This is a genomic window from Candidatus Omnitrophota bacterium, from assembly GCA_023819145.1.
Lineage (GTDB): Bacteria > Omnitrophota > Gorgyraeia > DTHP01 > DTHP01 > JBFWKV01.
In genome coordinates, this window is sequence record JAMWCW010000006.1 from 43,211 (window position 1) to 57,002 (window position 13,792).

At 37.8% G+C, this 13,792-nt stretch carries 14 protein-coding genes; all 14 read right to left on the reverse strand.

What is annotated here, in order from left to right; all coding sequences use genetic code 11:
- Positions 1-84 precede the first annotated feature (84 nt).
- The 14 genes from NC818_04355 to NC818_04420 all read right to left on the reverse strand — a co-directional run bounded on the left by NC818_04355 (position 85) and on the right by NC818_04420 (position 13,482).
- Positions 85-1,164, reverse strand: coding sequence for a PT domain-containing protein (locus NC818_04355; protein MCM8783986.1), 1,080 nt, complete (start codon positions 1,162-1,164; stop codon positions 85-87).
- Positions 1,165-1,250: 86 nt separating this feature from the next.
- Positions 1,251-1,661, reverse strand: a complete 411-nt coding sequence (locus tag NC818_04360) for a type II secretion system GspH family protein (protein ID MCM8783987.1) — start codon at positions 1,659-1,661, stop codon at positions 1,251-1,253.
- Between the two features lie 11 nt (positions 1,662-1,672).
- Positions 1,673-2,743, reverse strand: a complete 1,071-nt coding sequence (locus NC818_04365) for a type IV pilus twitching motility protein PilT (protein ID MCM8783988.1) — start codon at positions 2,741-2,743, stop codon at positions 1,673-1,675.
- A gap of 44 nt (positions 2,744-2,787) precedes the next feature.
- Entirely contained in the window at positions 2,788-3,168 is a 381-nt protein-coding gene (locus NC818_04370; protein ID MCM8783989.1) for a prepilin-type N-terminal cleavage/methylation domain-containing protein, read from the reverse strand.
- Between the two features lie 25 nt (positions 3,169-3,193).
- The gene (locus NC818_04375; protein MCM8783990.1) at positions 3,194-4,426 is read right to left on the reverse strand and encodes a type II secretion system F family protein; all 1,233 of its coding nucleotides are present in this window, start codon (positions 4,424-4,426) and stop codon (positions 3,194-3,196) included.
- Between the two features lie 27 nt (positions 4,427-4,453).
- Positions 4,454-6,172, reverse strand: coding sequence for a Flp pilus assembly complex ATPase component TadA (tadA, locus tag NC818_04380; GenBank protein ID MCM8783991.1), 1,719 nt, complete (start codon positions 6,170-6,172; stop codon positions 4,454-4,456).
- A 2-nt stretch (positions 6,173-6,174) separates the two neighbouring features.
- Positions 6,175-7,590, reverse strand: coding sequence for a secretin and TonB N-terminal domain-containing protein (locus tag NC818_04385; protein MCM8783992.1), 1,416 nt, complete (start codon positions 7,588-7,590; stop codon positions 6,175-6,177).
- A gap of 13 nt (positions 7,591-7,603) precedes the next feature.
- A complete protein-coding gene (locus NC818_04390) occupies positions 7,604-7,984 on the reverse strand; it encodes a general secretion pathway protein GspB (GenBank protein MCM8783993.1) in 381 nt (126 codons plus the stop codon).
- On the reverse strand, positions 7,985-8,563 hold the full coding sequence (locus tag NC818_04395) for a type 4a pilus biogenesis protein PilO (protein ID MCM8783994.1): 579 nt from the start codon (positions 8,561-8,563) through the stop codon (positions 7,985-7,987).
- A gap of 1 nt (position 8,564) precedes the next feature.
- Complete coding sequence (pilM, locus tag NC818_04400) at positions 8,565-10,112, reverse strand: pilus assembly protein PilM (protein ID MCM8783995.1); 1,548 nt, start codon at positions 10,110-10,112, stop codon at positions 8,565-8,567.
- Complete coding sequence (locus NC818_04405; GenBank protein MCM8783996.1) at positions 10,105-10,329, reverse strand: helix-turn-helix domain-containing protein; 225 nt, start codon at positions 10,327-10,329, stop codon at positions 10,105-10,107. Before NC818_04405 ends, pilM begins: the two co-directional genes overlap by 8 nt.
- A 118-nt stretch (positions 10,330-10,447) precedes the next feature.
- Positions 10,448-10,768 carry a divalent-cation tolerance protein CutA gene (locus NC818_04410; GenBank protein MCM8783997.1) on the reverse strand — a complete coding sequence of 107 codons (321 nt, stop codon included), beginning with the start codon at positions 10,766-10,768 and terminating at the stop codon, positions 10,448-10,450.
- A gap of 36 nt (positions 10,769-10,804) precedes the next feature.
- Positions 10,805-11,422, reverse strand: coding sequence for a TonB family protein (locus NC818_04415; GenBank protein ID MCM8783998.1), 618 nt, complete (start codon positions 11,420-11,422; stop codon positions 10,805-10,807).
- A gap of 38 nt (positions 11,423-11,460) precedes the next feature.
- Positions 11,461-13,482 (reverse strand): TonB-dependent receptor, encoded by a 2,022-nt coding sequence (locus NC818_04420; GenBank protein ID MCM8783999.1) that lies wholly within the window; start codon positions 13,480-13,482, stop codon positions 11,461-11,463.
- Positions 13,483-13,792 lie beyond the last annotated feature (310 nt).

Genomic DNA, 13,792 nt, shown 5'->3' on the forward strand with positions numbered 1-13,792 from the left:
ACAGTTTTTGGCGTCCTATTACTCTAAGGATAATAAGCAGAAATAAAAGGTAATCTCTCTTTATTAATATCTAATTACTTAACGTTACTCTGGCATTGGTCCTCCGGACGGGATACATGAACCCATTACACAAGTATAGCCGTGGGAACATTGATAAACACACCTGCCGTTACGACAGCTATAGCAATTATAGCCGTCACATTCTCCACAACTTCCTCCACAACCATCAGAACCGCATTCTTTGCCGGCACAGCTAGGAACACAAAGACAATCACTGTCTTGGGAACATTCATCTGGTCCCGTCCCAAATCTCGCAACACATCTACCAAATTCACAAACATATCGCCAGCAATCATTATTGCTTTCGCATGTATCCTCACCAGGCCCATCTACCGTCACACACCATCCAAAACTCCCATATCTAACACATTCCCTATGTTGAGTTTTAGATGTCGGCGTTGGAGTAGGCGAAGCGCTCGGACTGACAGTAGGCGAAGCGCTCGGACTGACAGTGGGCGAAGCGCTCGGACTGGCAGTGGGCGAAACGCTCGGACTGGCAGTGGGCGAAACGCTCGGACTGACACTGGGACTAGCGCTGGGTGAGGTACTAGGGCTTGTACTCGGCGAAGCACTCGGACTTTCACTCGGAGAGGCACTCGGACTTCCACTTGGAAAGGCACTGGGTGAAACTGAAGGTGAAGGTGAAGGCGTAGGTGAAGGAGTAGGGGTTCTTAAAGGAACAGGTTGGGGATTAGCTAAAAGAGTAACCAAGGTTTTACTTCCTGTTTTTCCGCCGGCAATCCAAGAGGTCTTAACCGTAATCTTTTTATAAACACCACCCTCTAAATCCTCTACCGTATATTCTCTTGTTCCGGAAAATCTATCCTTAAGAGTGCTGGGAGGTAATTCGCTTCGATGTGTTCCCGGGGCTAATTCCGCACTATTAAAAAAACTGGGGTCAGAGGAATGCTTACTAATTAAATCCTCTAAAGTATCCTGACAGAAATTTATCGCTTGCCGGCGTCTTCCCATCTCGGAAATTACCTTCTCAGGAACTCCCAAAACAAGTAATGTTCCGCCGGTAATTAAAGTCAATAATAATACTGATACCATCACCTCCACCAAACCAAAACCCTCTCTTTCTATTATTTTTATTCTACCCATTATCAACCTCCTTTATACCGCATCTTAAAGAGAGAAAATTAACCTTTTTATAAACCAATTCTTAAAATAATTAAGGTAAATTATTTTTAAGGTTTATTTTCTTCGGTAATATCTTCATTTTGGTTAATAGAAATTACCCAGCTGGTATAGCGCCCTTTCTTTCTCTTTGCTTCTACTTTAAAAACATTGCACTTAGAAGTAGTAAGTACATAATCAAAATCATCTGAAGGTTTAAGGTCAAGTCCTAAATTCTGATTAATTAAAGCTAAATCCGTTATTGTGCCGGGTGGTTGTGGATAGTAACAATCATATTCATTGCGATAAACCTTTTCTGCAGCATAAATCAACTTAAGATAGGATTTGGCCATCCGCCCTTTGGAAACTTCAATGGTTTTTATAAAAGTGGGTAAGGATAGGGATGCTAAAATGGCTAAGATAATTACTACCGTCATTACTTCCATCACCGTAAAACCTCGCTTACATTCTTTAATGAACATCCCTCCCTCCTTTATTTCCTTTCAATAAGTGCCATTAGTTCTTTAGGATTAGCGCTTCTCTTTAAAGCCTCATCGAGACTAATGAGTTTCTTTTTATAAAGTTCTAAAAGCGACTGATTCATGGTAAGCATTCCTTCTGATTTTCCAGTCTGAATTACCGAATAAACCTGATGAAGCTGATTTTCGCGAATTAAATTAGAAACTGCGGAATTGACCTTCATTACTTCTACCGCCAGAACTCGCCCCTTTCCATCAATCCGAGGAATAAGTTGTTGCACAATCACCCCAATTAAAACTAAAGAAAGCTGAACTCTAATCTGTTGTTGTTGATAAGGAGGAAAAACGTCAATAATTCTGGTTACGGCGTGGGTCGCATCCATAGTATGTAAAGTGCCTAAAATAAGATGGCCGGTTTCGGCTAAGGTTAAGGCGGTACGCATCGTTTCTAAATCACGCATCTCCCCAATCATCACCACATCGGGGTCTTGACGAAAAACATATTTTAAGGCATGGGAAAAGGTAAGCGTATCCCGACCGATTTCTCTTTGGTCAATGGTTGCCAGGCGATGTCTATGGAGATATTCAATGGGGTCTTCAATGGTAATAATGTGACAACGCCGGAAAGAATTTATATATTCAATTAAAGAAGCAAGGGTGGTAGATTTTCCTGAACCTACTGCGCCGGTAACTAAGATTAAGCCCGCATGATAATTGGCAAATTTCTTCACTATTTCCGGAAGACCCAGGCTTTCTAAAGAAGGAACCTCATAAGGAATAAACCTCACGGCACAGGCAATTGAACCGCGTTGATAATAAAGATTTACCCTAAATCTACCCAAACCCCTTATCCCATAGGAGGTGTCCAGTTCTTTCTCCTGCTCAAAGCGCTTAATCTGACTTTCCCCTAAAATACTATATGCAAGCTTCTGAATTTCCTCATGCGTTAAAACTGGCAAATCGGTAATTACAAGCTCTCCATTGATACGCAATTGTGGAGGGAGATTTACGGTAAGATGTAGATCTGTCGCTCCTTTTTCTACCACTAAACGCAAAAGTTCTTCAATGGTTAAACTCGTTTCCATCTTTTCTTAAAACTTAAACCTCTTTTTATATTCTTTGTATCTCACTAATCCAAACCAGTAGTGGTCATTTTTCCTGTAGCTGCCTTCCACTCTACCTTCACATTTGCCATGCTCGTTCCTGCTTTCCCCGTAGCCGTAATTACTAAATCATCAGGACTGGTTCCTGTAAATGAATAATCAAAATAGGAACCCGGCCTTGACGCTGGATTTTCAATATCCAATTCTGCAATACTTGCAGGAAGTTTATCGTATTCTTGATAATATCTTAATAAAGACCCTCTTAAAGACCCGATATTAGAAGCCGCCTCACCCGCTTTTGCTTTTCTTGTAGTCTTCATATACTGAGGCAGAGCAAGAGTAGCCAAAATGCCAATAATGATAATCACCACCAAAATTTCTAATAGCGTAAAACCCCGTTTAAACATAAAATCACCCCCTTTTTAATGATAATTATTGAGTAATTTTTACGGCACTGGATAAGCCAAAGATGGGTAGGAACATAGAAATCACAATTATTCCCACAATGATACCCATAAAAATTAAAATTACGGGTTCAAAAGCCGCAGTAAAACGGGAAATAAAAGTATCAATTCTTTCCTTATAAAATATACCTAAGCGATTAAGCATATTGGCTAACTCTCCTGCTTCCTCGCCAACTTCGGTCATTTCAATAACTATCGGAGGAAATATTCCAGTTTCTGCCATAGGTTTAGACATACTCTGACCCGCCCTTACCGAATCCTTTACCTTCTCCAAAGCAGACTCAATAACTTTGTTCAACGAAGCCTTCTGCACTATCTCCAAGGCATACAATATAGGCACTCCACTCTTAATTAAGACACTAAAAGCAGAAGCAAATCTTTCTACGGCAATCATCAAAAATAAATCTCCAAATAGCGGCAATTTTAATTTAACTCTATCTATAATCATGCGTCCATTTTTCGTTTGAGAAAATTTTCGTAGTACAAAAATCAAACCAATTATTCCCAGAACTTCCCAGATAAAATAGCGTCTCACAAAACTGCTTAATCTTATAATCATCTGGGTCATAAAGGGTAGCTCTACCTGAAATTCATTAAAAATACGCTCAAATATGGGCACAATCCTCAACATAAAAACAGTAATGGTAGCAAAGGCAACGAAGGTAAGAATTATAGGATATACCAAAGCCGAAATAACCTTCCTTCTTAAAGCACCCGCTTCCTCTAAATATTTAGCAATCTGATCAAATACAAAAGGAAGCTGTCCCGAAGCTTCTCCCGTTTGCACCAGGTTAACCCAGAAAGGAGAAAATACCTTAGGATGTTTTTTTAACGCTTCACTTAAAGCACTCCCTCCTTCTACGCTTTTTCTCACCTGATATAAAACCTTATCTAAAAACCGCGATTCTACCTGCTCGGAAACAACAATTAAACCCCTTAAAAGCGGAACCCCAGCATCTAAAAGCGTAGCTAATTGCCGAGCCAAGAGAATGAGGTCATCAAGTTTAACGCCGTGATGATAATGCTTTTTCTTTCCTAACGTCTTAGAAACAAGCTCTTCTCTACTCGCCTGAACAATAGAAGTAACCAAAAGCCCTCTCTCTTGCAGCATCGCTAAGAGCATATCCTGGTCTTTTGCTTCCAAAGAACCCGTTTCTACCTTACCCTCTTTAGTTCGCGCAGTATAGACAAATAGAGGCATATTCTCCCTCCTATAAGAAATGAAAAACTAATCTCCCCCTACCAAAGTTACCCGCATAACCTCTTCCACATCTGTAATCCCCGCTGCTACTTTCTGCATTCCTGACTCCCACAAAGTGAGCATTCCTCCTTCCCGTGCTGCTTCCCGTAAGATATCGGTCCCTGAACCTTTTTCTACCAATGCCCTTATTCTTTCCGAAAAGGGCATAATTTCATATATTCCTATCCTCCCTTTGTAACCCGTATGATTACAGGCTTCACAGCCGCGGGGCTTGTAAAAAATATCCTTAACTATTTTATTTCGCTGAATAAAATCTTTGGGAGGTTCATATGGTTCTTTGCATTGATCACATAATTTCCGCACCAGTCGCTGGGCAGCAACTAACAAAAGGGACGGCGCCAAAAGATATCGTTCTACTCCTATATCTAACAAACGTCCGATTGCTGTGGGAGCATCATTAGTATGCACAGTGCTCAGAACAAGGTGTCCGGTTAAAGAAGCGCGAATACAGATTTCTGCTGTTTCCAGGTCCCGTACCTCACCCACTAAAATCACATCCGGGTCCTGCCTTAAGAAAGCCCGTAAAGCAGTAGCAAAGGTAAGCCCGATGTTTGGTTTCACCTGAACCTGATTTATCCCCTCAAAACGATACTCCACAGGGTCTTCGACAGTCAAGATATTTATTTTCGGAGATTTTATCTCACTCAACGCTGCGTATAAGGTAGTGGTTTTCCCGCTTCCCGTGGGTCCGGTAAGAAACACAAGCCCATAGGGAGCATGGATTGCCTTGCGAAAAATCTCTAATTCCTTAGACTCGAAACCCAATTCCTTTAAATCTAAAGGAACTTGCGATTTATCCAAGATTCTTAAAACTGCCTTTTCTCCATTTATGGTAGGAATTATCGAAACCCGTATATCTACTACCCGTTCTCCAACTTTAACTATCATTCCTCCATCTTGAGGCAATCTTTTCTCCGCAATGTCTAATTTAGAAAGAATCTTAATGCGGGAAATCAACGCCTGTCTTAAATAATGCGCCGGAGGAGGAATCTCATGCAATACCCCATCGATCCGATAACGGAGCACAAGTTTATCTTTAAAAGGTTCAATGTGAATATCAGAAGCTCGTTCTTCAATTGCCTGCCGGATAATCAAGTCGACTAACTTCACTACCGGTGCTTCCTCTGCTTTGGCAATTAATTTATCTAAACTCAAACCTTCATCTTCGGTAACCTCTTCTAAAGTCTCTATGTTCTCTTCCTTTCGATAAGAATTCTCAATGGCTTCCTTAAGTAAATTTTGCCTACCGTAAAATTCTTCAATCGCCTGTTCGATTTCTGAATAGGTAGAAATAATGGGATTGATTTCACAACCTGTAATTTTCTTTAAGTTATCCAAAATAATCAAATCCGAAGGATCAACCATCGCTACCGTAAGAGAGTTGAAATGGCGCGAAATAGGAAGGATTTTATAGCGTCGGGCAACATCAGCAGGAATTATTTTTTCCAAGTTATCATCTTCTTTAGGTTTAAGTTGTCCTTTAGAAAGGGAAACATAGGGAATTCCTAATTGTTTTCCCAAAGCAAGAGCAATATCTTTCTCTGTAACCAACTCCAGTTTTACCAAAATATCACCCAATTTTGCCTCTTCCACCAATTGTGTCTGTAGCGCCTTCTGGAGTTGTTCTTCAGTAATAAGCCCTTCTTTGACTAAAATCTCGCCTAATTTTAATCTCTGCCGAGCCATATTTATTGATTAAATTTATCTAAAGTTGCATCGATTGCTTTCTCTTTGGGAAGTCCGGGAGGAACCGTAATTTCTCTTTCCAACCCCTCCACTAATGTGGGAGAAGTATACTCTTGGGAAATATGCGGAGTGATAAAAACAATTAATTCTCTATCACTCTTATCCTTACTCTTATTTTTAAATAAGTAACCTAAAAGAGGAATATCTCCCAGAACAGGAACCTTCTTTAACGTCTCGGTATCCTGCGTACTGATTAACCCGCCGATAACAATGGTATCTCCATCCTTTACTCTCACCGTAGTTTTCACCTCTCTTTTATGAGGGTCAACATATTCTGCTTTTGTAAAGTAAGGGGATTTAACTGGCGTAGTCACCGAGGGCTCAAGGGTCATGGTAATATAACCATCTTTATTTACTTGAGGAGTCGCCTTCAACACAATTCCTGTCTGAATCCTTTCTACCGAATAAGTCTGTATTTCTCCCTGAATAGTGGTGATTCCTGCTACCGCAGTCTGCGCCGTAAGATTTATCTCCGCGGTCTCATTGTTTAAAGTAAGCACCCGCGGACGGGCAAGAACCTTGGTCTCACTATCTGACTCCAATAATTTTAAAGCAGCAGTAAAATCTGCCAGAGAAATTGTTCCGTAAGCCATACCTTCTGTCTTATCCACTCCACTAGGAAAATCGTGTTTTCTGAAAGGGAATTTGGTAGTTTGCACCGGTCCGGTATAAACGCCAATGGTATCTGCCCATTCTACGCCCAATTTATTTATTGTTCCCACCGTGGTTTCCAAAAGTTCTGCTTCAATCATTACCTGCGGAGTCGCCTCATCAAGCTTGGCTAAAGTTTCTTCAATAACCGGAAATTGCGCGGGGATATCGGTAATAATCAAACTATTTGTTCGCGTATCAGAAACAATCTTTCCGTATTCAGTTAAAAGTCCTGCTGCCTTAATGGGTTGACGGGTGCTTTTTTCTTCCTTCTCTTTAGCAGCAGTGGCATCTTGGCGTTTTTCGCGCATCTTCTCAAACAGCTCTTTTACAGAATCTGCTTTGGCATAATTTAAGGTATAGATACGGGTAATTGTCTCTACTTCAGGCATAAGCAGTTCCTGAATTACAATAATATTACTTCCCGCAGGTTGTTCATAAGTAAGATTATTAGCACGTAATATGGTATTTAAAGCATCCTCCACACTTACATTCTCAAAATATAAAGTAATCTTTCTATCTTCAATCTCATTACTTGCTACAAAATTTAAACCCGACTGTTGAGAAAAAATCTTCAGCACATCCTTAAGGGATACTTCTTTAAAATCCATAGAAATGGTAACATCTCCTGGGCCAAGAGAAAAGCCTTGTTTAAAAAAAATAAAAATTAAAAATAATCCCCATAAAATAATTCTAGTCTTTCTCATCTTCTCCTCCCTTTTATTCTGTTTTTTCCTTTATTGTTCCGCTAATTCTATCTAGAAAAAAAACATGGTCCTTATAGACAAATTCTACCCCTTCTTTGCTTATAGTTAAAATTTCTGCCTCTTGTATTTTATCCCCTTTCCCCAAAACCGTCCCATTAATAATTGCCCTTGGTTTATCTGAACCCCAGACCATTCCCTGGAGTTTTAAATCGGGAGGATTAACCTTTTCCACAACCTCTACAGGTTTCTCCTGGGGTAGAAAACTTGAAAACGGGTCGCGATAGTTCACCCCAAAATATTTTAATTCTCTTTTTTCTTGAGAAAAAACTAACCTCACAATTCCTACTAAACTTGTTACCATTAACCAAAAAATAATTAATCTAATTTTATTCACTTATAAGTTGGGATAAACAGATTTTATAATCAAATTCATTTCCAGAAGAACAAACCCTTTATCATCAACCTGTTTAATACTCGAAATTTTCTTAACTCCTTCCTCTTTATCTTTAGAAACCGTTTCCTTTAAGGTCTTTATCTCCAAAAAACTCACTTCTACAAATTTATCCAAACCTTCTAGCCTGCTCACTAACTCTCCCAGAGCATGATAATTGCATATGGTTTTGACCTTAACCGGAAGGTTAGTATAATAAATACTTCTTTCTAAAGTCTGGGGTTCTAAAGAGATAAGCTCTAAACCCAAAGATTTAAATATTTCAGAAATTTTCCCCAAAAACCAGGAAAGGTCTTTTTCACTCTTAAGCATCTCTTTAGCAACACGTTTTTCTACATCTTCTTTTATTTTACTAATCTCAAAATGTACCCTATCTTTCTCATGTTCCTCATCAAGCGTTTTAAGTAAATTTTTTAATTCCCTCGTGCGCGGTTCGTAAACCCATTTAACTGTCGCTAAGAATAAAAACATTCCTAATAAAACCGTCATTAATAAAACTTTCTTACTAGTTGTTATAACCATATTATTTCGAACAGGTTATTTTGAAACGCGTTACAATAAATTCTCCTATTTTATTTTTTTCTATAAAACCGAGTTCAATTTTTTTAAATTCAGGAGCAAGCACTGGGCTGTTTTTAATATTATTTACGAATTCATTGACTAAATCGGAATCAGACTTGTTTTGTTTACCGGCAAAAACATTACCCTCTAGAGTTAATCTTGTAAATTTATTTCCTACCTCATCAAGCTTAGATTCAACACGCAAACCCTCTAACCACAAACCCGATGGTAATAAACGCGGAAGTTCACTTAAATAAGAAGTTAAATATGTTCTTCTATCAATCATCCGCGAAAAAACATTTTTCTTTTTGTCCCACTCTTGATAAATTCTTTCCAATTCCCTCTTGTCCGCACTCGCTAATTCTCTTCCTATCCTTTCCCTTATCTTTCTTACCTCATTAAGGTTATCCTTAATTATTTTTATTTGACGCGACAAAGTAATTTGTAAAAAAAACATTATGGCCAAACCAAAAACTAACTCCAAAAAGAAAATCCGTTTAAGAATATTTTTCTCTTCTCCAGAAGTTTCTCCGGTTTCTGGAGAGACTTTCTTCTCCTCAAGAAAACTAATCTTTCTGTCCCGGGCAAGAAATCCCCTTAATGCCAGTCCGATAGAAGTAGAAAATCCTGAAGAAATACCACTTTTCTTTCCAAAAATAACTGCTGGTTCAGCAATGACTACAGGAATTTTAAATTCTTTTGTTAAACCTTCCTGCCAATTATCAAAACCATCTCCTACGAGAACAAGTTTTTCAATGGCAAGGCTCGGGAAATGTTTGTAATGATAATCAAAGGACAATTGAATTTCTCGTAAAAGACTATCGTATTTACCAGTTCCGGAAACTTCGCTTCTTCCCAACTCCCCTACTTCTTCTCGTAAAGGAGTAATCAAGGAGAAATCCCGCAGTAAATAAGGTATTTCCTGGTCACAAATAGTAATTACAGCATCAGACTTTTCTATATAAAGAACTGCTGTCAAATTCCTTTTACTCAGGAGGTCCAAAGCACGTAAAATACGCATCAATGCAAAAGAAGGAGTTTCTACTGCCATAGGCTCAATATATGCTTCCTTCAACATTGCAAGATGCTCCTTAAAGACATCTTTTTTAGTAGCTACAAAAACTACCTTACACTCTTTCTTTCTTTCTTTATCTAGAAAAACAAGGAAGGAGCTCATCACCTCCTCCATTTTGAAAGGAATATACTTCTGTGCTTCGAAACGGATAGCAGTCTCTCGTTCTTTGGGAGGAAGTAAAGGAATGGTAAAATAGCGTAAAATTACCTTTGCGTCAGGGATGGAAGAAACTACATTAATCGGTTCAATATGATTTTCTTCGAGGACGCGCCTTAAATAACTGCTAAGCCCAGTTCCGGAAAAATCCTTTACGGAAGCATCACTAAAATTTATTCTCCCTTGATTAATGAGTTGGAATCCGGACAATGTTTTATTTACTTGCACTACCTCAATATAATGTCTACCAATGTTAATTCCTGTTTGAATATTAGACATTCATCCCTTTCTTCCGTTTAGGGTGTTTGTTATTACTGGGTCTGGCTCTAACTACTCTTGATCTTAACCATTTTTCGATTGCCTGGCGGTCAAAACGCCATACCCGTCCCACTTTAATTCCTGAAATTCTTTTCTGATGGAGCCAATTATAAAGCGTTTGCTTCTCCAGTTTTAAATAAGAAGCTAATTCTTCTAAATCCATCAAACGGGTCAACACTAACCTCCTTACAATTGCAAACAAAAATTAAATTATCATAACAAAACTGTTTTGTCAAGTTTTTTCTTCAATATATTTACTTAAATTTAATTTTATTTACTCTATTATAAATTTGTTTCTACCGCGGTTTAAGCGAACTCATCAGCCATCTTAAATAAGGTCCGTATCCTTCTGTGATATCGATGGCAATAATTTCTGGAACTTTGTAAGAGTGGTTTTTTTTAACTTCCTTAAATAATAAATCGCATAAGACTCTTTTACTCTTCACTACTAAAAGAAATTCTTCACCCTTTTCAATCTTACCCTGCCAATGGTAGATAGATTTTATATGCGGAACAATATTTACACAAGCCGCCAATTTCTTATTAACTAAGGAATTAGCAATTTTTTCTGCCTCTTTTTGAGTAGCAGTAGTAATCAATACAACAATATACTTCATTTATCCTCCTTAACTTCTTAAAGAACTCGCTGTGGTTTAGCGCACTTCAAATGCGATAATTATATTAAAGGCAATTTGCTCTCTTTTTAGTTCAGGAGGAAACGGTGGAAAAGGAGAAGCTTCTTCCACGCTTTTAAATGCCGTCTCCCGTAAAAGTAAATCATCGCTTGACCTGTGCTCAATTATTTTTAACCTTCTCAAATTGCCACTATTATCCAAAACGAAGAAAACACAGACTTCCCCTGGTTTAAAAAACAGAGGTTTGTTTCTGTTTGCGGAATTTTTTATCTTTTCCCGAATAGCGCGATAATAATCTAAGAAGGTAGGCTCTTTACTTAAGGCAGAAAAATCTCTTTTAACCCATTCCTCTTCTTTAGTAAGAGAAGGAGTAGCTTCTTCTTCTTTTGCTACCTGCTGGATTTCCTGTTTTGCCTCCTGTTTAATCTCATCTTTTATTACAACCTTCTTTTCCTCGGCAGAAATTGTTTGTTTAACTTTTATCTCCTCTGTCTTTGGTTTAACCTCAAAATAACTTATTTCAATTTCTGAAAAATTTCGAGGAAAAAATTCATTTTTTAATCCTGCCCAGGGAAGAAAAACTAAAAGATGCCCTACAAAAGAAAATACTAATGCCCAGAAGAAAATTCTATCCATTGATTTTTATTATACCTTAAAATTACTAACTGTGCACACTAAAATTTATAAGAAACGCCGATGACAAAGTTTCTCTCCGGAGAAGGATAAAATCCTCTCTCATTGTAAACCGTAGAGATTGCTCCATATTCAGAGTATTTTTTGTTAAAAAGATTATTTATCGTAAAATAAATATTCCCTTGTTCAATTCTATAACTTAATTTTAAATCTAAGGTAATATAATTATCAAGTGGAGGATAATTATGTGCCTGGTCGTTAATAAAATATCTTTCTCCACAGTAATTAAGCATTGATCTTAATTGCCAATCTTCGAACAATCTCAAGTTGCCAATTATAGAAAATTTATGACGGGGAACCAATGGAATTTGGTTTCCACTATAACTACCCTCTCTAAAGATTGCTTCCATGAAAGTATAGTTTCCAGTTAAGGTTAAATAATTACTTATTTTTTTCTCAGTAAACAATTCTATACCTCTACGCTCTGTTTTATCATAATTCTTATTCGTATAAACTAAGGGGTCATAATATAATTCATTTCTCAACCTCATATAAAATATACTTCCCCCCAATTTAAATGACTCTTTTAATCCATATTCAAAACCCCCTTCATAATTGTAGGAAATTTGAGGTAAAAGCTGGGTATTGACTGGAGGAGTAGCCCAAATACTGTAGTATTCATCGGTTGCAGGAAAACGAAAACTTCTTCCCCAATTGATAAAAATTTTAGAAACATCATTAGGAAAATAAGCAAACCCCAAATTAAATGCCCCCTCATCCAATTCTAAATCTTCATCAACCTCTACTTTACTTATCCAAGGATCGCTAAGCCAAGGACCTTCTTGAAGTTTAGAGTCGAAACTATACTTTGCCTTTTCTAAACGGTATCCTAAAAGAAATAAAAGATTCTCTCTCAAATTCATCTCATTTTGTATATAGTAACCCACTGAATCTTTATCTATATCTGTCTGGCGTATCTTTTCTCCTTGATAATAAACAGTCCCCCAATCTGAGTAAGCATCGATTAAAGAATCAACCCAATAGAAATCCATTCCCCCAATAACTTTGTTTTCTTTTCCTAACAAATTTGTCTCTACAATAACCAAAGGCCTAAAACTTAAAGTGTCAATCTCGCGATGGTCAATGCTTTGAGAACTCAGAAGATAGTTATTTACTACGCGGTGTCTAAAAGAAAGGTTGGCGTTAACTTCTAAGAGATCAGTTATTTTATTTTTTGCTTCAAGATTTAAAAATCCATCTTCTTCTCCAACATCGTCATCAGGAAATTTTGTATCTCTACGCAAAGATTCTTTCAATTGACTTTCCCGTAAAGCCCCTGGTAAACCAAAATCTGCAAAATGATAATTTCCGCTTAAACTTAAAAAACCGTTACCGAATTCATAAATAATTTTTCCAAAAAAATCCTCTCCGCGATAATCGCTATTCTTTCTGTAGCCATCAGTGGAATGCCTATTAAATTGCATTAAGTAAGAAAAATCTTCTTTAGAACCACCTAATTCTAAAACATGTTTTTCTAATTCGTAACTTCCGCTTTGAAAATCAATCTTAAAAGAAGTTTTATCCTCACCTTTCTTGGTAACTATATTCACCACTCCTCCCACCGCATTATCACCATAGAGCACACTTCCTGCTCCTCGGAGTATCTCTATCTTCTCTATGACCTCTAAGGGAATCTGGGTCAAATCTACTCCGCTTAAATCGATCTCATTCAATCTTCTTCCATCTAATAACACAAGGGTATTACTTCCAGCAAATTCTCCAAACCCCCGTAAATCAATCGAAGTTTTTGTTCCTGTCCCATAATAATCACGCACCACTAATCCTGAAATTGGCCTTAACAAATCTACAATAGTTTTTGCCTGAGACTTCTCTATTTCTGAGTAGGTAATCACCGTTACCAAAGCAGGAATTTTATTAATCAGCTGTGTATAGCGCAAAGGGGTAACTACTATCTTTCCTAATTCATACTCTTCTTGGGCATAAATCAAACTAACCAACCCCATAACCCAATAAAACAGTAAACTAATTATCAACTTTTTCATCTTCCCTCCTTTTATTCGTGCTATTTGCTATATTTTATATATTCGGATTAAATAAAAAACCCACCTTCTTCGGTGGGCCACAGATCGTAACCACTTCCCCTCCCGTGAAGGTACTTACCATCATGGGGATCGACCGGGCTCACCGCTAAAGCGAGAGTATTTTTGAGCTTTTACGGTATTACCGTTGCAGGGCAGCCCCCTGACTTTCACAGGGAGTTCCTTCCCCAATCAGGAAAAATTAAGATTTCCCTACCTTATCTTTAACGTTTTTTTCACCGTTTCAATCTTTTCTAAATCAGTAATAATTTGT

What these genes read in the sequence shown, in the direction of transcription:
- NC818_04355 (MCM8783986.1), bottom strand. Translation starts at nt 1,164, where the DNA reads ATGGGTAGAATAAAAATAATAGAAAGAGAGGGTTTTGGTTTGGTGGAG.
- NC818_04360 (MCM8783987.1), bottom strand. Translation starts at nt 1,661, where the DNA reads ATGTTCATTAAAGAATGTAAGCGAGGTTTTACGGTGATGGAAGTAATG.
- NC818_04365 (MCM8783988.1), bottom strand. Translation starts at nt 2,743, where the DNA reads ATGGAAACGAGTTTAACCATTGAAGAACTTTTGCGTTTAGTGGTAGAA.
- NC818_04370 (MCM8783989.1), bottom strand. Translation starts at nt 3,168, where the DNA reads ATGTTTAAACGGGGTTTTACGCTATTAGAAATTTTGGTGGTGATTATC.
- NC818_04375 (MCM8783990.1), bottom strand. Translation starts at nt 4,426, where the DNA reads ATGCCTCTATTTGTCTATACTGCGCGAACTAAAGAGGGTAAGGTAGAA.
- tadA (MCM8783991.1), bottom strand. Translation starts at nt 6,172, where the DNA reads ATGGCTCGGCAGAGATTAAAATTAGGCGAGATTTTAGTCAAAGAAGGG.
- NC818_04385 (MCM8783992.1), bottom strand. Translation starts at nt 7,590, where the DNA reads ATGAGAAAGACTAGAATTATTTTATGGGGATTATTTTTAATTTTTATT.
- NC818_04395 (MCM8783994.1), bottom strand. Translation starts at nt 8,563, where the DNA reads ATGGTTATAACAACTAGTAAGAAAGTTTTATTAATGACGGTTTTATTA.
- pilM (MCM8783995.1), bottom strand. Translation starts at nt 10,112, where the DNA reads ATGTCTAATATTCAAACAGGAATTAACATTGGTAGACATTATATTGAG.
- NC818_04410 (MCM8783997.1), bottom strand. Translation starts at nt 10,768, where the DNA reads ATGAAGTATATTGTTGTATTGATTACTACTGCTACTCAAAAAGAGGCA.
- NC818_04415 (MCM8783998.1), bottom strand. Translation starts at nt 11,422, where the DNA reads ATGGATAGAATTTTCTTCTGGGCATTAGTATTTTCTTTTGTAGGGCAT.
- NC818_04420 (MCM8783999.1), bottom strand. Translation starts at nt 13,482, where the DNA reads ATGAAAAAGTTGATAATTAGTTTACTGTTTTATTGGGTTATGGGGTTG.